The sequence below is a fragment of the Marinifilum sp. N1E240 genome, assembly GCF_009295825.1.
Classification (GTDB): Bacteria; Bacteroidota; Bacteroidia; order Bacteroidales; family Marinifilaceae; genus Marinifilum_A; species Marinifilum_A sediminis.
In genome coordinates, this window is the sequence record NZ_WHKF01000001.1 from 34,238 (window position 1) to 51,824 (window position 17,587).

At 34.8% G+C, this 17,587-nt stretch carries 18 protein-coding genes; 5 read left to right on the forward strand and 13 right to left on the reverse strand.

The features are described 5' to 3' along the window. The first annotated feature begins 29 nt into the window (after nt 1-29). The 3 genes from GCQ56_RS00120 to GCQ56_RS00130 all read left to right on the forward strand — a co-directional run bounded on the left by GCQ56_RS00120 (nt 30) and on the right by GCQ56_RS00130 (nt 2,313). Nucleotides 30-1,040, forward strand: coding sequence for an OmpA family protein (locus GCQ56_RS00120; protein WP_152732372.1), 1,011 nt, complete (start codon nt 30-32; stop codon nt 1,038-1,040). A gap of 58 nt (nt 1,041-1,098) precedes the next feature. Further along, on the forward strand, nt 1,099-1,446 hold the full coding sequence (locus GCQ56_RS00125; protein WP_152732373.1) for a four helix bundle protein: 348 nt from the start codon (nt 1,099-1,101) through the stop codon (nt 1,444-1,446). A 78-nt stretch (nt 1,447-1,524) separates the two neighbouring features. Further along, on the forward strand, nt 1,525-2,313 hold the full coding sequence (locus GCQ56_RS00130) for a BtpA/SgcQ family protein (protein ID WP_152732374.1): 789 nt from the start codon (nt 1,525-1,527) through the stop codon (nt 2,311-2,313). A 32-nt stretch (nt 2,314-2,345) separates the two neighbouring features. Here GCQ56_RS00130 and frr read toward each other — a convergent pair whose 3' ends face one another. The 7 genes from frr to GCQ56_RS00165 all read right to left on the reverse strand — a co-directional run bounded on the left by frr (nt 2,346) and on the right by GCQ56_RS00165 (nt 8,216). Next, entirely contained in the window at nt 2,346-2,909 is a 564-nt protein-coding gene (gene frr / locus GCQ56_RS00135; protein WP_152732375.1) for a ribosome recycling factor, read from the reverse strand. A gap of 207 nt (nt 2,910-3,116) precedes the next feature. After that, nucleotides 3,117-3,827 (reverse strand): UMP kinase, encoded by a 711-nt coding sequence (gene pyrH / locus GCQ56_RS00140; protein ID WP_152733280.1) that lies wholly within the window; start codon nt 3,825-3,827, stop codon nt 3,117-3,119. Between the two features lie 169 nt (nt 3,828-3,996). Next, on the reverse strand, nt 3,997-4,821 hold the full coding sequence (tsf, locus tag GCQ56_RS00145) for a translation elongation factor Ts (protein ID WP_152732376.1): 825 nt from the start codon (nt 4,819-4,821) through the stop codon (nt 3,997-3,999). A gap of 29 nt (nt 4,822-4,850) precedes the next feature. Further along, a complete protein-coding gene (rpsB, locus tag GCQ56_RS00150; protein ID WP_152732377.1) occupies nt 4,851-5,684 on the reverse strand; it encodes a 30S ribosomal protein S2 in 834 nt (277 codons plus the stop codon). 102 nt (nt 5,685-5,786) lie between these two features. Then, the gene (gene rpsI, locus GCQ56_RS00155; protein ID WP_152732378.1) at nt 5,787-6,173 is read right to left on the reverse strand and encodes a 30S ribosomal protein S9; all 387 of its coding nucleotides are present in this window, start codon (nt 6,171-6,173) and stop codon (nt 5,787-5,789) included. A 5-nt stretch (nt 6,174-6,178) separates the two neighbouring features. Next, nucleotides 6,179-6,634: a 50S ribosomal protein L13 gene (gene rplM, locus GCQ56_RS00160; protein ID WP_299994806.1), complete on the reverse strand. Its 456-nt coding sequence runs from the start codon at nt 6,632-6,634 to the stop codon at nt 6,179-6,181. 448 nt (nt 6,635-7,082) lie between these two features. Next, nucleotides 7,083-8,216 carry a hypothetical protein gene (locus GCQ56_RS00165; protein ID WP_152732379.1) on the reverse strand — a complete coding sequence of 378 codons (1,134 nt, stop codon included), beginning with the start codon at nt 8,214-8,216 and terminating at the stop codon, nt 7,083-7,085. Between the two features lie 282 nt (nt 8,217-8,498). Here GCQ56_RS00165 and GCQ56_RS00170 point away from each other — a divergent pair, with 282 nt between their 5' ends. Beyond that, entirely contained in the window at nt 8,499-11,435 is a 2,937-nt protein-coding gene (locus GCQ56_RS00170; RefSeq protein WP_152732380.1) for a pitrilysin family protein, read from the forward strand. A 151-nt stretch (nt 11,436-11,586) separates the two neighbouring features. On the opposite strand, the gene GCQ56_RS00175 is transcribed toward GCQ56_RS00170, so the two are convergent. The 5 genes from GCQ56_RS00175 to GCQ56_RS00195 all read right to left on the reverse strand — a co-directional run bounded on the left by GCQ56_RS00175 (nt 11,587) and on the right by GCQ56_RS00195 (nt 14,761). Beyond that, nucleotides 11,587-11,784 carry a PspC domain-containing protein gene (locus tag GCQ56_RS00175; RefSeq protein ID WP_152732381.1) on the reverse strand — a complete coding sequence of 66 codons (198 nt, stop codon included), beginning with the start codon at nt 11,782-11,784 and terminating at the stop codon, nt 11,587-11,589. 11 nt (nt 11,785-11,795) lie between these two features. Then, nucleotides 11,796-12,293 carry a DUF4252 domain-containing protein gene (locus GCQ56_RS00180; protein WP_152732382.1) on the reverse strand — a complete coding sequence of 166 codons (498 nt, stop codon included), beginning with the start codon at nt 12,291-12,293 and terminating at the stop codon, nt 11,796-11,798. A gap of 89 nt (nt 12,294-12,382) precedes the next feature. Then, nucleotides 12,383-13,963, reverse strand: a complete 1,581-nt coding sequence (locus GCQ56_RS00185) for a PspC domain-containing protein (RefSeq protein ID WP_152732383.1) — start codon at nt 13,961-13,963, stop codon at nt 12,383-12,385. A gap of 19 nt (nt 13,964-13,982) precedes the next feature. Then, entirely contained in the window at nt 13,983-14,306 is a 324-nt protein-coding gene (locus GCQ56_RS00190) for a PadR family transcriptional regulator (RefSeq protein WP_152732384.1), read from the reverse strand. Nucleotides 14,307-14,320: 14 nt separating this feature from the next. Then, nucleotides 14,321-14,761, reverse strand: coding sequence for a hypothetical protein (locus GCQ56_RS00195; RefSeq protein ID WP_152732385.1), 441 nt, complete (start codon nt 14,759-14,761; stop codon nt 14,321-14,323). A gap of 208 nt (nt 14,762-14,969) precedes the next feature. On the opposite strand from GCQ56_RS00195, the gene GCQ56_RS00200 reads away from it, so the two are divergent. After that, nucleotides 14,970-15,191, forward strand: coding sequence for a ferredoxin (locus GCQ56_RS00200; RefSeq protein ID WP_193323676.1), 222 nt, complete (start codon nt 14,970-14,972; stop codon nt 15,189-15,191). Between the two features lie 199 nt (nt 15,192-15,390). Here GCQ56_RS00200 and typA read toward each other — a convergent pair whose 3' ends face one another. Further along, the gene (gene typA, locus GCQ56_RS00205) at nt 15,391-17,187 is read right to left on the reverse strand and encodes a translational GTPase TypA (RefSeq protein WP_152732387.1); all 1,797 of its coding nucleotides are present in this window, start codon (nt 17,185-17,187) and stop codon (nt 15,391-15,393) included. Nucleotides 17,188-17,587 lie beyond the last annotated feature (400 nt).

Here is a 17,587-nt window from a genome sequence, read left to right on the forward strand (position 1 = left end):
TAGCATTCATTAAAATAAGGATTATAAACATGTTCAAAAAAGTAAGCCCAATTATTATTGCCATTTTATTGGTGATTTCGATGTTTTCTTGTGTACCAACCAGACAATTCCAGGAACTCCAGAACAAGCAGGCAACCTGCATGGAAGAGTTGGAAATGATGAAGGATAAAAATCTGGAATTAACAGAGAGTAATAATGAGTTATCCGGGAAGTATGGTGTGTTAGAGGATAAATACAATAATATGCTTGCTGATACTGTGACTTTATCCAGAAGATTGCAGTCTGCTCGAGAAAGATTAAATCGATTGGAAAAGAGCAATCAGGATCTATTAAATCAATTATCGGGTATGCAAGCGGGAAATGCCAAGGAGACAAAAGCCTTGCTCGAACAAATACGTAAAGCACAAAACAATTTGCGATTGAGAGAGGATGAGGTACTGGCTTTAGAAAAAGAGATGGATGCTCGCAAAAGGAGGTTGGATGCTCTTCAGGTGGAGTTAGGCAAACGAGACCAAAGAATGCGAGAATTAGAAACGGCTTTAAATAGAAAAGATGCTGCGGTTAAAGCCTTAAAGCAAAAAGTAATGAGGGCTCTTACTGGTTTTGAAGGAAATGGTTTATCAATTACTACGAAGAATGGAAAAGTATATGTTTCAATGGATGAAAAACTGCTTTTCAAATCGGGAAGTTATCAGGTTGATCAAAGAGGTGTGCAGGCATTGGGACAGCTATCTAAAGTATTGGCTCAAAATAAAGACATTAATGTAATGATTGAAGGACACACCGATAATGTCCCTTATAATGGAAGTGGTGCTTTAAAAGACAATTGGGATTTAAGTGTGAAGCGAGCAACTTCTATTGTTCGAATCATTGTTCACAACAAATCTGTAGCAGCAAGTCGATTAACCGTTGCTGGTCGTGGCGAGTTTATTCCGGTTGAAAGCAATTCAACTTCAGTTGGAAGAAGCAAGAACCGAAGAACAGAAATTATTCTGACACCTAAATTGGATGAGTTGTTTAGATTGCTTGATAGCAATTAGAGCCTCAAGCTGCAAGCTATAAGCCTCAAGTTACAAGAGTATTTTAAATTAAAGTAGCATGAAAAATTTCAAGAAGTTAACAGTTTGGCAAAAAAGTATGGTGCTGGTTAAGGATGTTTATATCCTCGTAAAACAGTTACCTGTTGAGGAAAAATATGGACTACAAAGCCAAACTAGTAGAGCAGTAATTTCTATTCCTAGTAATATTGCGGAGGGATGCAGTAGACATTCGGATAAAGAATTTAAGCGTTTCTTAGAGATTGCATTGGGTTCTGCATTTGAATTGGAAACACAACTTTTATTGATACGAGAGCTAAAATTAATTGATAAAGAACTTATTGTGATAATTGACAAAACATGTGAAATACAGAAAATGTTACAGGGATTAATGAGATCCGTAAATTAAATATTAAAAGCCTTCAAGATTATAGTTTCTAGTACTTTCTTGAAGCTTGAGTCTTGTAACTTGAACCTTTATTAAATTATGCAACTAAACAAATCCATAATCGCCATGGTGCATGTGCAGGCATTGCCAGGAACACCAGGAAATAAATACAGTGTAGAGAAAATTTGTGAAATAGCTGTGAAGGAAGCAGAAATCTATGCCGAAACTGGTGTAGATGCCATTCTGCTTGAGAATATGCACGATGTTCCTTATTTAAAAGGATCGGTAGGACCAGAAATAACAGCCAGCATGGCAGTGGTAGCCAATGCTGTTCGTGAGGCGGTTGATTTGCCTTTGGGAATTCAGATTCTAGCTGGAGCAAATAAAGAGGCTTTGGCTGTGGCAAAAGCTGCCAATTTTCAATTTATAAGAGCCGAGGGTTTTGTATTTGGACATTTGGCTGATGAGGGTTATATGGAATCTTGCGCAGGAGAATTGCTTCGCTATAGAAAAGCAATAGGAGCAGAAGATGTGAAAGTTTTTACCGACATTAAGAAGAAGCACAGCTCGCATGCTATTACCGCTGATGTGGATATTGATGAAACTGCAAAAGCAGCAGAATTCTTTCTAAGCGATGGATTGATCGTAACGGGATCGTCAACCGGTAAAGCTGTTTATTTGCACGAGTTAAAAAGTTTGAAAGATAAAGTTCATACTCCAGTATTAATCGGTTCAGGAATTACGGCTGATAATATAGAGGAATATTGGGATTACGCTTCCGGTTTTATTGTGGGTTCGCATTTTAAGGAAGAAGGTTATTGGCGAAACAAAATATCAAAGGAAAGGTTAAAGATGTTTATGAAGAAAGTGAAAGACTTAAGAGCATAAAAAAAGCTGCCTATTGGCAGCTTTTTCTTTTTTTATATGGTCATAATATCTTTCTCCTTAGCCACGAGAAGATCATCAATTTTTTTACCGAACATATCGGTCATATTTTGAACTTCTGCTTCAGCATCCTTCTCCAAATCCTCAGAAAGACCTTCTTTAATCAATTTTTTCAACTCAACATTAGTATCGCGACGAGCGTTACGAATACTAACTTTAGCATTTTCGCATTCTGCTTTTGATTGTTTTACCAAATCGCCACGACGCTCCTCTGTTAAAGCTGGAATATTAATACGAATAACTTCTCCATTGTTATCAGGATTAAATCCTAAATTGGAGTTCATAATTGCTTTCTCGATTGGATTAATCATTGTTCTTTCCCAAGGTTGTACGGCAATAGTTCTCGGATCTGGAACACTAACGTTCGCAACCTGAGCTAGAGGTGTCATACTGCCATAGTAATCAACCATAACACCGTTTAACATACTTGGGCTTGCCTTACCGGCACGTATTTTAAGTAATTCTTTTTCAAGATGGTCCATTGCAGACTCCATCTTTTCCTTTGCATCTTCAAGATACATTTGAACTTCTTCATTCATAGGAGAAAGATTTTAATTGTAATTATTGATCAGTGTATGTGCTTACAAAAATATAAAAAAAAGCTTTTAGCTGTAGGTTTTTAGCTATTGGTTGATTTTTAAATTTCAACAGATTACAGCTTTGATGATATGTATATCCTAATAGGAAATTCAATCTTACTAAAGATAATACTTTTTTCTAAAAGCTAATGGCTAATTCTTAGCCGCTTAATTATGCACTACAGTTCCAATATTTTCTCCTTCAATAACTTTCTTCAAATTTCCTTTTGTATCCATGTCAAAAACTACAATGTTAAGATCGTTCTCTTTACACATTGTAGTTGCTGTAAGATCCATAATTCGAAGATTACGATTGTAGATTTCGTCGAATGTAATGGTTTCGAATTTGGTTGCGCTTGGATCTTTTTCAGGATCGGCAGTGTAAATTCCATCAACACGAGTACCTTTTAGCATAGCATCTGCTTCAATCTCGATTCCACGAAGTGATGAACCTGTATCAGTAGTAAAATATGGATTTCCAGTACCAGCTGAAAAAATTGTAACATAACCTTGCTCCAGGAAATCAACCGCTTTTTGCTTTGAGTAGAACTCACCAATTGGTTCCATTCTAATTGCAGTTAACACTCTCGATTTGCATTCCATCGCTTCTAAAGCTGAATTTAGTGCCAAACTATTAATCACAGTTGCCAACATTCCCATCGAATCGCCTTTAACACGATCGAATCCTTTAGCAGCACCGCTTAATCCGCGGAAAATATTTCCTCCACCAATTACAATTCCAACTTGTACACCAAGATCAGTGATTTCTTTAATCTGCTCAGCATAGTCATTTAAGCGTTCCGAATCGATGCCATATTGTTGTTCTCCCATTAGAGATTCGCCGCTTAGCTTTAAAAGTACACGTTTGTATTTAGCCATATTTTTATCAGCTGCAAGCTTCAAGCTACAAGCTTTAAGCTTAGGTTTTTATTTTGTTACTGTCTCAAGTTGTTAACTTCAAACATTTAAAGTTGAGAAATAATATTGAAAAAGACATAAAAAAAAGAGTTCCTTTTGGGAACTCTTTTTATATGTAATAATAATTGTATTAAGCATTCAATGTGAAACGCTTCATTTCAACCACTGTTAGATCTTTGTCAGCTTCTGCAAGATACTGCTTAACAGTTTTCTTACCGTCTTTGACGAAGTCTTGGTTTAATAAAGTAGTTTCTTTGAAGAATTTACCTAAACGACCTTGAGCAATTTTGTCAAGAATTTGTTCTGGCTTTCCTTCTAAACGAGCTTTTTCTTTACCAATTTCAAGTTCTTTAGCAATAACGTCAGCAGGAACTGCATCTTCGTTAATTGCAATAGGAGCCATAGCTGCTGTTTGCATAGCAACATCTCTACCCATTTGTTCTTCGATTTCTTTATTGAAACCAATTAAAGTAGCCAGTTTGTTACCTGCGTGGATATAGGCAACAGCTGCTTCAGCTTCAATTTTGTCGAAGAAACTTAAATCGATTTTTTCACCGATAACACCAGTTTGCTCGGTTACGTGCTCTTCAATTTTTCTACCATCCATTTCTAAAGCTTTCAAAGCTTCAAGGTCAGCTGGCATGTTTGCTAAAGCGATATCAAGAATCTTAGTTGCGAATGCTACGAAACCATCGTTCTTAGCAACGAAATCAGTTTCACAGTTCAATGTAATCATTGCACCGTTCTTCTTGTCTTCAGAAACTTTTGCTAATACAACACCTTCAGTTGCTTCTCTGTCGGCACGTTTGTTAGCAATTGCCATCCCTTTTTTACGGATAATCTCTACTGCTGAATCAAAATCTCCTTCCGCTTCGGTAAGAGCTTTTTTACAATCCATCATTCCTGCGCCAGTTGCTTTACGCAATTTGGCTACGTCTGCTGCTTTAATAGACATGATATATAGAATTTTTTTGTGTGAATTAATTACTCTTTATCATTCTTTTCTTCAGTAGCAGGAGCTTCAGGAGCAGCCGGAGCTTCTTCCTTTTTAGCTTCTACCTTTTTAGCTACTTCTTTAGGAGCTTTCTTAGATTTAGACTTCTTGTCGGCAGAATCTTTTTCTTTTTCTGCTTTTCTTTCAGTCAAACCATCTTTGATAGATCCAGTAACCTTATCAAGGATAATAGAAATTGAATTAGAAGCATCATCATTCGCTGGAATTACGAAATCAACACCTTCTGGGCTTGAGTTAGTATCTACCATAGCAAATACAGGAATTCCCAAACGGTTAGCTTCTTTTACTGCGATGTATTCTTTCATTACATCAACTACAAATAGAGCAGCTGGCAATCTGGTCAGATCAGCAATACTACCTAAGTTTTTTTCAAGCTTAGCTCTTTGACGAGATACCTGTAGTCTTTCTCTTTTAGAAAGGTGGTTTAAAGTTCCATCAGACTCCATTTTGTCGATTGATGTCATCTTTTTAACTGCCTTTCTGATAGTAGGGAAGTTAGTTAACATACCACCTGGCCAACGCTCAGTTACAAAAGGCATGTTTACTGCACTTACTTTTTCAGAAACGATAGCTTTAGCTTGCTTTTTAGTAGCAACAAAAAGAATTTTTCTTCCTGATTTAGCAATTTGTCTTAACGCTGCTGAAGCATCGTCAAGTTTTACCGCTGTTTTGTGTAGGTCAATAATATGAATACCATTACGCTCCATGAAAATATAAGGAGCCATTTTTGGATTCCATTTTCTTGTTAAGTGACCGAAATGACATCCGGCTTCTAACAATTCTTCAAATGTTGTATTTGACATTTTTTGTTTTTTTTAATCGGTTACATTCATTTTATGGCAATTGCTAAGTAGTTCGACAAACGAAGTCTTAACAATTTAGATACTAAACCTGCCACAAAAACATTAACGTTTACTAAACTGAAATCTTTTACGTGCTTTAGGCTGCCCTGGCTTCTTACGTTCAACCTCACGAGGATCACGAGTCATGAATCCAGCAGTTCTTAAAGCTGCTTTATCTTCAGCATCAATTTTAACTAGAGCTCTAGAGATAGCCAAACGAAGAGCTTCTGCTTGACCAGTGATTCCACCACCATCAAGATTTACCTTGATATCATACTTATCCGCAACCTCAAGAAGGTTTAACGGCTGAGTAACGATGTACTGAAGAGTTCCGGTAGTAAAGTACTCTTTAAGCTCTTTTTTGTTGATGGTAATCTGACCTTTACCTTCGCTAACGTATACACGAGCAACTGCTGCCTTTCTACGTCCGATAGCATTAATTACTTCCATACCTGTTATTTAATAGTGTTTAAATCTAATTCCTTAGGCTGCTGAGCTTCGTGTTTGTGCTCACCACCTACATATACATATAGGTTTGAGTAAAGAGTTCTTCCTAGACGGTTCTTTGGAAGCATACCTTTTACTGCCTTTTCAATCAATCTCTCTGGGTGCTTAGCTAAAAGATCCGCTGGAGTTTTAATTTTCTGTCCACCTGGGTGACCAGTGTAAGAGAAATACTGACGATCAGTTAACTTGTTTCCAGTTAAACGCACCTTTTCAGCATTAATAATAACCACGTTGTCTCCACAATCAACATGAGGAGTGTAGTTAGGCTTGTATTTACCTCTAAGTAGCTTAGCTACTTTGGAAGCAAGTCTACCCAACACTTGATTTTCTGCATCGATAACAACCCACTCTTTATTAGCGGTTGCCGCGTTAGCAGAAACTGTTTTGTAACTTAATGTATCCACTTTTAAAACTTTTAATAATTAATACTTTAATACAATTATTCCAATTTGGCTTGCAAAAGTACAAGAATCCTCTAAATACACCAATTTTTTCCTTGATTTCTTGATGGATAACTTAACCTGGTGTGGATAATCGGGATAATGTGGAGCGGTTAAGCATCTTAAAAAATCAAAATTGATACATTACCCAATATTGAGTTGGTACTTGCTAAGGGTAGTCAAATCAAATGGTTGGGGTAGGATACTTCACTGGAAAGCCTATCGTCACAATTTCTCTGCAAAAGTAGGAAATAAATTTATCTTGACCTTTATTTTTTATCGATTTTTTGTGATAAAATGATTTCTGATGATTTGATATGCAGTTGATAAGAGTGAAATTCTTTCCAAATGGGATGTAAACCTCGATATTTTGGGTCAAAACAATTCGCTAATGTCTGCTTGTTATTTTGCTTTAATTCCATTTGATTTTCTTAAGAAAGAAATCTCCATTAATTCTCAAATAAATAGCAGCTGCAAAATTTTCTTTAGAATTTTTTAAGTCGTAGTACACATCTAGTTTTCCACCAAAATGAATTCCTTTAGAAATTTTGTGTTCGTAATAATAGTTAAGAGTTGCCAATTCCTTTCTTGTTTCAATATAGTTATCCTCAGCAATTACTCTTGTTTTAAATAATTCGGATCCTCTTGATGATGTATATTTGTAGGCATTCCAATATCCTAAACTCAAACTTGATTTTTTTGTTTTAATACCAATTTGAGGATAAATGGCGTGTCCTTTATCGTAGGTAAATTCTTTTTCTGAAGAATTATCTGAGAAATAGTAGCCCATTGCTTTAATATTCCAGGATTTTATTCTTGCATTTACAATTTTACGTTCAAACTTTAATCCAGAAGCAAAGTTACCAATTGTTTGTACAGATTCGTCCGAGCTATCAATTTCACCGCCACGATGAGTAAACATTATTTCTACCGGAATGGAAAGTATGTTATTGGACGACACAGGGTTTAACTTATAATCTCCAGTTATTCCAAAAGTGAATTTTTCCTGAAACGGATCATTCTCTAAAATAAACTGCTCCCAGTTGATCCAAGTATCAAATTGTAATCTTTCGGATTGGTATTGCAATTGGAATCCATTCTCACCAGTTTCGGTAAAATATCGTTCCGGTTCAAACAGCGGTTCCGATAAGTTGTGGTTGTTATCCTGGTTTAAACTACCAATAATGAAATTAATTTTTTCGGATGGTTTATATATTGCTGAAAAAATAGGCTCTGATTCAGTAAAGTTTTCTCTACCTGAATATTTTTGAAGTCTTACACCAGCTTCAATTCTGAAATTTTTATTTGGAGAATATATTAATTTAGGAGTAGCTAGATATCCAACCCAGGTTGTTCCTTTTAGATAATCGCCACCGTATTCGTTATTTTTAACAAAGTTCAAATTTTCGAAACGAAAAAATAGCTTACTGCTATCCTGAACATCAAATTTTTTAAAATGTTTGTAAGGAGATAATGTTTGTGCAGATAGATAGTTTGTTACAGTTAATAGCGATAGCAGTAATACAAGTGTGTGTAATTTTTTCATAGATATCTGTTTAATAGCTGCAAAAATACAATTATAAACATTTTGATTTTGTTAATAATCTATAAAAATTTTAAATAATGAAAGAGTTAGTTAAAAAATGTAAAATTGATATGTTAATAATTCATTATTGTGTAATTTAACAGTTTGTAAATATACTGTAATCCAATTTTGGATTTTCAAAACTAATTCAAACAGATTGTGTGAATCGCAAGGGATTCTGTAGCCTTTGCGTAAGTGGGGTTGAGATTTTTGTGGTTTACGCAATAAATTAAAACCAAATTTATGAAAAAGGTAAACGTACTTTTTTTTCTGCTGATTGCTGCAATGTTTTTTGCATGCTCGCCCAAAGAAAAATACCGTGTTGTTAAAGAGACTGATAAGAATGGGTATTCTTATGAAACGGTAACAAATGACCCAATGGGAGTTCGTATCTATACTCTCGACAATGGATTAAAGGTCTATTTGTCAGTAAACCGCGATGAACCAAGAATCAAAACTTTTATTCCAGTAAAGGCTGGTTCGACTTACGATCCTGCTGAAACTACCGGACTAGCTCATTACTTAGAGCATATGATGTTTAAAGGGACCGATGAAATTGGAACCGTTAATTGGGAAAAAGAAAATGCATTAATTGTTGAAATTTCTGATTTATATGAAGCACATAAGGCTGAGAATGATTCAAAAAAGAAAGCGGCTATTTATGCAAAAATTGATAGTGTTTCGACTATTGCAGCCAAATATTCTGTAGCTAACGAGTATGATAAGTTAGTGGCTTCTGTCGGAGCAAAAGGTACCAACGCATATACTACATATGAACGCACAGTTTATATGAATGATATTCCTTCAAATGAGCTTGAAAAATGGTTGAACATTGAAGAAGAGAGATTTGGTGAACTTGTATTAAGATTATTCCATACAGAGTTGGAAACTGTTTACGAGGAATTCAATATGTCTCAGGATAGAGATTCAAGAAAATTGAGCTATGCATTAATGTCGGGTTTATTTAAGAACCATCCTTACGGAACTCAAACGACTTTAGGTAGAGCAGAGCACTTGAAAAATCCATCAATGGTTAATATTCACAACTATTTTGACACTTATTATGTGCCAAATAATATGGCTATTGCTATGGCTGGTGATTTGGATTTTGAAGAAACCATTCAATTGGTTGATAAGACCTTTGGAAAGTTGAAGTCAAGACCGGTACCTGAATTTAAAGCTCCTGTTGAAGAGCCTATTACAGCACCAGTGGTTAAGGAAGTTTTTGGTCCTGATGCGGAGAGAATGTCAATGGCTTTTCGTTTTGATGGAATTGGTTCTAAGGATGAGAAGATGGTGACATTAATCGATGGTATTTTGAACAATTCAAAGGCAGGATTAATGGATTTGAACCTAAATCAGCAACAAAAAGTGTTGCGTGCCGGTTGTTATCCTAGTTTCATGATCAATTACGGAGTTCATGGATTTTATGGCATGCCTCGTCAAGGTCAGAAAATGGAGGAAGTGAAGGATTTGATTCTTGGAGAAATTAAGAAAATCAAAAAAGGAGAATTCGAAGATTGGATGATCGAAGCTGTAATTAATGATCACCGTTTGAATGCAATTAGAGGTTCGGAATCGAATTGGAGAGCTCATGAATTTGCAGAAGCTTTTGCAAACAATGTTTCCTGGACTGACAAATTGAAGTTTATTGATGAATTAGAGAAAATTACCAAGGAAGAATTGGTACAGTTTGCTAACGAGCATTACAAGGATAACTATGTTGTTGTTTACAAGCGTAGAGGTAAGGATGATAAAGTAGTAAAGGTTGAAAAGCCAGTTATCACTCCAATTAAAATTGATCGTAAATCACAATCGGAATTCTATAAAGAATTAACGTCGAAAGAAACGCCAGCATTAAAGCCTTTATGGGTGGATTTCGAAAAAGAAATTCAAAGTTCAGAATTGAAGCCAGGTGTAAATTTGGATTACCTGGAGAACAAATCTACAGAATTGTTCAAGTTGATTTATATCTACGAAATGGGTAAAAATCATAACAAAGAATTGCCTATTGCTGTAAATTACCTTCCATTTTTAGGAACCGATAAATACTCTCCAGCCGAGCTTCAAAAGGAAATGTTTAAATACGGTTTGTCGATTGGTGTAAACACAAATAACGACAGAAGTTACGTGTTTATCTCTGGTTTAGAAAAATCATTCGATAAAGGTGTTGAATTGATCGAACACATTTTAGCAAATGCAAAACCTGATGTTGAAGCATATAATAAGTATGTAGACGGTATCATTAAAAAGCGTTCGGATAGAAAATTAAATAAGGATGAAATTCTTAGAGGTGCTTTAACTAATTATGCAAAATATGGTAAAAAATCGGCTTATACAGATATTTTAACTGAAGATGAATTGCGTAAAATTAACCCAGAATCCTTAACAGGTTTATTGGCTCAATTGAAGGATTACAAGCATAGAGTATTCTATTACGGGACAAATGAAAAGGATGCTATTGCGGAACAATTGAAATTAAATCATAAAGTTGCAGATCAATTAAAAGAAATTCCTGCAGCGACTGAATATCCAGAAATGGATTACGCAAACAATGAAATTTTCTTTGTTGATTACGATATGGTTCAGGCAAATTTAATCATGCTTGCAAAAGATGAGAAGTTGAATATTGAAATGCTACCTGAAATTCGTTTGTTTAACGAGTACTATGGAGGAAGTATGGCTTCTATTATTTTCCAGGAAATTAGAGAGTCAAGAGCTTTGGCTTATTCTGCATACTCAGCTTACTTTGTGCCTTCAAAGAAAGATGAATCGCATTATTCTTTCTCTTATGTTGCTACAAGTGCTGATAAGGTAAAAGATGCTACTGATGCTTTACTAGAATTGTTGAACGAAATGCCATATGAGCAGAAACAATTCGACGAGGCAAAAACCAATATGTTGAAGAAGATTGAATCAGAAAGAATCACTAAGGAAAGTGTTTACTGGACGTATTTAAGTAATCAAAGAAGAGGGATTGATTACGATATCAGAAAGAACGTATATGAAAAGGTGAAAACTCAGGATATTAATGATCTGAAGAAATTTTTCGATGCTCATATTGCAAACAAAAAGCATTGTTATTTGGTTGTGGGTAATAAGAAAGATTTGGATATGAAAGTTCTTAGTAAATTAGGAAACGTTCATGAATTGAGTCTTGAAGAAGTATTTAATTACTAAAATAGAGTAGTTGCAAAACTGTTTAAATAAGAAAAGGTTTCTTCCCGAAAGGGAGGAAACCTTAATCTTTTTGAATGCCTTTGGTAAAGAATAGATGAAAAAGACGAAACCTTCTTCACCAAATTAGGATGAAGATTGCACTCAAATCAGACTATACTGTTTCATAAATTGAATCTGGCAAAACAACAGCCAGAATAAAATATACCAATAACATTAATGGGTTGAATAATGTTAGAATTAAGTAGCCTGCTCGAATAAGTACAGGATCTAATTCTGGATTGATGTAGTGGGAGATACCTCCGCAAACACCAGCTATTTTCTTATCTTTTGATCTTAGTAAACGTTTCATAAGCAAAATTTTTAGTTGTCATCCTCGTCATCAAAACTCATGTGCGATAAAGTCTCCAATTCGTCAACATGAAAATCTCCAAAAAAGGAAACTAGTGATGTTCTATTGTCATTGTAATGCAGGATATGGAATTCGCTGAACTTTTTTCCTCTTCCTTTTGCATAAAAATGAACTTCGTCAGAATTTTCATCACGATCTTCGGTAAGTACTTCTTTGTAAGAGTTACCTTTAGAGAGTTGAGAGATTACAATTTTTTTAAATTTAGTTTCATCTCCGTTATTATGCTTGTAAGTCAAAAACTTAATGTTCTTACAATCGCCGGTAACATTCTTTTCCAATTCATCTTCGTCAACTTCAAAATCAAGATTTTTTAGGAAACTTCCCGAAAAGCTAAAGCTGTTAAAATCGTCGAGGTTTGAATATTTAGCGTGTAATTTTTCACCTTTGGTTTGTGCTTGCATTAACATTGGTAATGCAATGGCTAGTAATATTATTGCAATTTTTTTCATTGGGGGTTATTTTAAATTAACCATGTTTACACCGAAAAAAATGTGTGTGTTGAAAAGGTATCGGTGTAAAACATGGATGGAATTATTTCTTAATATAATGGACTTAAACCTTCTTCTTCCATGATCCACTTTTGATCTAACATGTCAAAATCCCAGGTGTTTGTTACGTTATCGATATCATGGATAATTTTGCCCATTGAATCATCAAAGTAAACTACTTTTCCTTCAGGAACTTTAACTGTGATATGAAGCCTTTGATTTCTCCACTTATTTTCTTCTCCTAATGTGAAAAATCTGTCGAAAACGATTAAAGAGTCGTTTTGTATCCATTTGTAATCTATTCCTTTTGCATTGTCTAATGCACTTGATCTTGAACTTCCTCTGGCTTTTTTTCTGAGTTTAATCTCAAAGTTATCCGAGTAACTTCTTTCGATATCAAGAGTTGGCTCACCAACAATCATTTCTTCTTCGCCATTAATATAAACTTTAACCTGATCAAAGTCGATGTGTCCTTCGAACCAATCGTCACCAATATTATTGGTTGTTTTTAGGTAAAGCGTATCACTTGTTATAGCTTTTACATCATGAGTTTCGGCATACCGAGTGCTGCTATGCATGTAGCCTTTTACTTGAGAAAAGCTAAGACTGATTAATAAGATGATTCCTGTAAGCCAAACTGCCAAGGCTGTAAAACCAATAATTTTATTGTTGGTTTTAAAGTTGAAAAGTAATTTGATTCCTGCAAAAATCAACAACATTAAAGGAATGGCAATTACAGTTATTATGCCAATTGTAAATAGCGTGATACTGGTTCCGTCGAGGAATAGTTTAGGAAACATTGCTCCAGGAAAATGAAAATCAGCAAAAGGTCCAAAGAAGCTATGTGCGAAAATCATTGAGCCAATAAAGCTAATTAATGATACAAATCCTGCAAAAATAAATCCTACACCTAATAGTATAATTACCACTTTAAGCAGCAAACGAAGAGCAGATCCTAGGAAGTCTATCGCACGATCGAAGCCATCCTTTACTTGTGGTCCGTTTTTCTCTCGCATTTTATCGAAGTTTTCTTTTACATCTTTGTATTCATCTTTAATTGACTCTTCGATATTGGAAATGTTGACCTTTTTGCCCTTCATCTCCAGCTTTTGAGTTGTTGTAATGGCTTTGGGTACAACAATCCAAAGTATAATGTATAAAATGAATGAGAATCCATATCCGACTATGAAAAATAGTGCAAAAAGCAATCGAATAAAAACAACGTCGATTCCAAAATATGCTGCTAATCCGCTGGATACACCACCTAAAACTCTGTGATCAGGATCTCTATACAAACGTCTCTTTTTCTTTCCGTTTGGTTGCGCGCTGGTTGTTGAAGTAGTTTCTTGTTCGCTACTTTCATCATCGGTTGCGAAAATTTCCTCTGGATTACCCATAATAGAAATTACTTCTTCAACCATTTCAACATTTACCACCTGACCTTTAGAGCTTAATTTCTCTTGGAAGATTTCAGCAATCCTTGCTTCAATATCTGTTATAATTTCTCTGCCTTCTTCTCCGGAACCATAGTGTTGGTTCAGAGTGCGCAGATAGCTTTGTAGTTTATCAAAAGCATCTTCATCAATGTGAAATATACTTCCGCTTATATTTATCGTTAATGTCTTTTTCATCTGTATAAGGTTTTGAGTCTTACTTTTTAATGGTTGTTACAGCATCTACCAATTCTTGCCAGGAATTGTCGAGTTCTTTTAAGAAATCGTTGCCGACTTCGGTGCTGGTATAATATTTTCGTGGAGGTCCTTGAGTTGATTCCTCCCAACGGTAACTCAATAAACCGGCATTTTTTAGCCTGGTAAGTAAAGGGTAAAGTGTTCCTTCCACCACAATCATCTTGGCTTCTTTTAACTCCTTAATGATATCCGATGCATATGCATCGCTTTTTGAAAGAATGGAAAGAATACAATATTCCAGCACTCCTTTTCGCATTTGGGCTTTAGTGTTTTCTATCTTCATAGTTGGAATATTTATTAAATTCTAGATCTAATGTTTCCCGGATTATTTCGGAATGTTTTAGGTCTTTTCTTTTGTGTTATAATTGTCGACGTATTTTTTTTAGTATTTGTACTGTCTTGGCAAAATTCACATTTCGGTTTTGTTTCCTCAATGATATTTGAAGGTTCATTTTCTACACTATCTAGTGTGCAGCTTAGAATATCCTTGCAAACTGCAATGTTTTCTTTAAGCAATAAAAATCCTTGATCAAAATATCCACTTTCAGAATTTGATTCTGAAGTAAGTGAATTATCACTAGTGAATGTTTGTGTTGTGAAATTCACAATAGGTGAAAGAATTCGGTTTACATTGTTATTGATATTCCACACCTGTGCTTTCGATTCAAAAGACATTGACATCATAATTGTAATCATTAGAATGATTTTCAGTAGTTTGTCTGTTTTTGAATTTTTCATTTTGTAATTTTTATAATACTGGTCGTAACATATAATCTTGTTATACAAATATACGTACAAAAAAAGGTAATATGCAATACATAGTACCATATTTATTTTTAAAATAGATCTAATTTCCTGAGAATCAGAAATAAAATTTCTAAAAATATTTACACTATATTTGAAATCTATTAAGAAATACTATTAATTGAGAATGATTTTATTTAAAATGAAGAAAATTATTCACCGTAAAGAGAAGTGTATTGGGTGTAGCTATTGTGTAGAAATAGCTCCTGAATTTTGGAAAATGAATGTTGAGAATGGGAAATGCGATTTGATTGGTTCCAAAAAAATAAAGAAAGATTTTGTGTTGGAAATTTTCGAAGATGAATTGGATAAGAATGAGAGAGTAGCTCAATTGTGTCCTACAAATTGTATTAAAATAGTATAGAGTTTATAACCTATTACCCAAATTTACTAATTTCTACTTGGCTATTCCTTTAGCAATTGAAGTTGCATGTTTTTCTATTTTGGGATGGAAGTGCCAGTGAAGTAAAATATATTACTTTATAATATACAAAAAGAGCGACACCAATTTTGGATGTCGCTCTTTTATATTTTAGATTCTATTGATAGAAATCAATATTCTATTATTTTGCAGCTCTTTTACGATCTGTTTCTTTCAAGAAAATTTTTCTTAAACGAATATTGTTAGGAGTAACCTCAACATATTCATCACCTTGAATGTACTCCAAAGCTTCTTCAAGTGAGTGAATAATTGGAGGAGCTAATCTAATTTTGTCATCAGTACCTGAGGTACGCATGTTGGTTAGTTTTTTAGTTTTGGTAACATTCAATACCAAATCACCAGCACGGTTATTTTCACCAATTACCTGTCCTTCGTAAATTTCAGTAGTTGGAGCAACAAAGAAGCTACCTCTATCCTGTAGTTTACCCAATGCATAAGCAAATGTAAGTCCAGTTTCCATAGCAATTAATGAACCATTAATACGTCCGGGAATTACACCTTTATGTGGTTGGTATTCTAAGAATCGGTGAGAAATTACTGCTTCACCTGCTGTTGCGGTTAACATCTGATTTCTTAAACCAATGATACCACGTGAAGGAATGTGGAATTCAAGGTGAATACGATCAGCCTTACGCTCCATTGTTAACATTTCACCTTTACGCTGAGTTACAATTTCAATTGCTTTCCCTGAAACCTCTTCTGGTAGGTCAATATATAATACCTCAATTGGCTCACATTTTTCACCACCAATTTCCTTAATGATAACCTGTGGCTGTCCAACCTGGATCTCATATCCTTCACGTCTCATTGTTTCAATTAATACAGACAAGTGAAGAACACCACGACCATATACGATATATGAATCGGCTGAATCAGTTTTTTCAACTCTAAGTGCTAAGTTCTTTTCTAGTTCCTTATTTAAACGATCGATAAGGTGACGAGAAGTTACATATTTACCATCTTTTCCGTAGAATGGAGAATTGTTAATGGTAAATAACATACTCATTGTTGGTTCATCAATGGCAATAGGCTCTAAAGCTTCTGGGTTTTCAAGATCACAAATTGAATCTCCAATATCAAAACCTTCAATTCCTACTAATGCACAAAGTTCACCAGATTTTACCGACTGAACTCTTTCTTTACCAAGACCGGTAAATACATGTAGTTCTTTGATACGGGATTTTTTAAGGCTTCCGTCAGGCTTAGCCAAGTTTACATCCATACCTTCACGAAGTTCACCTCGGTGAACACGCCCTACAGCAATACGACCAACGTAGGCTGAATAGTCAAGAGATGTAATTAACATTTGAGGAGTACCTTCAATTGTCTTTGGCTCAGGAATAAATTCAATAACTGCATCAAGAATTGCTGTAATGTCAGTAGTTGGTTTCTTCCAATCTTTCGACATCCATCCTTGTTTAGCAGAACCGTAAATAGTTGGGAAATCCAACTGTTCTTCAGTTGCTTCCAAATTGAACATCAACTCAAAAACTTGTTCCTGTACTTCTTCCGGACGACAATTTGGCTTATCAACCTTATTTACTACAACAACAGGTTTAAGACCTAAAGCTAATGCCTTTGATAATACGAATCGAGTTTGAGGCATGGTTCCTTCAAATGCATCAACCAAAAGCAATACACCATCAGCCATATTTAATACACGCTCAACTTCTCCACCAAAGTCGGAGTGACCAGGAGTATCAATAATGTTGATTTTTACATCCTTGTACTCAAGAGAAACGTTCTTTGACAAGATGGTAATTCCACGTTCTCTCTCCAAGTCGTTGTTATCCAGGATTAAATCCCCAGGATTCTCATTCTTTCTAAAAATGTTGCTGTGCATTATCATTTTATCAACCAAAGTAGTTTTACCATGGTCAACGTGAGCAATAATGGCAATGTTTCTTAATTTCTTCATCTTGTATCTACCTTTTTCGGACTCATTGTCCTATAAATTAGTCAACTTCTTCACAAAACTCGAAACTGTATATTACGAGCTTTTTTTATCAAAGGCAATCATTACATTCCGAAATATGAATTTATTGTAACAGAATCGATTGCGCTGCTGAAAATGCGGCTGCAAAAGTACGGTTTATTTTTGTGAAAAAATCCTTTTAGCCTGAATAATTTATAGGAATAAACTGATTCTTATTTCTTAGCACTTAATTAAAATTAACTTAACAGATTACTTTGCTCATTATTCTAGCTTTGAAGTGTAATTAATAAAGGAGTGATAATTTAGAATAAAAATAAGTAAGGGTAAGGGAAATAGAATAATTTGATACATCACCCATGTAATAATGATTTCTCTATTGCGC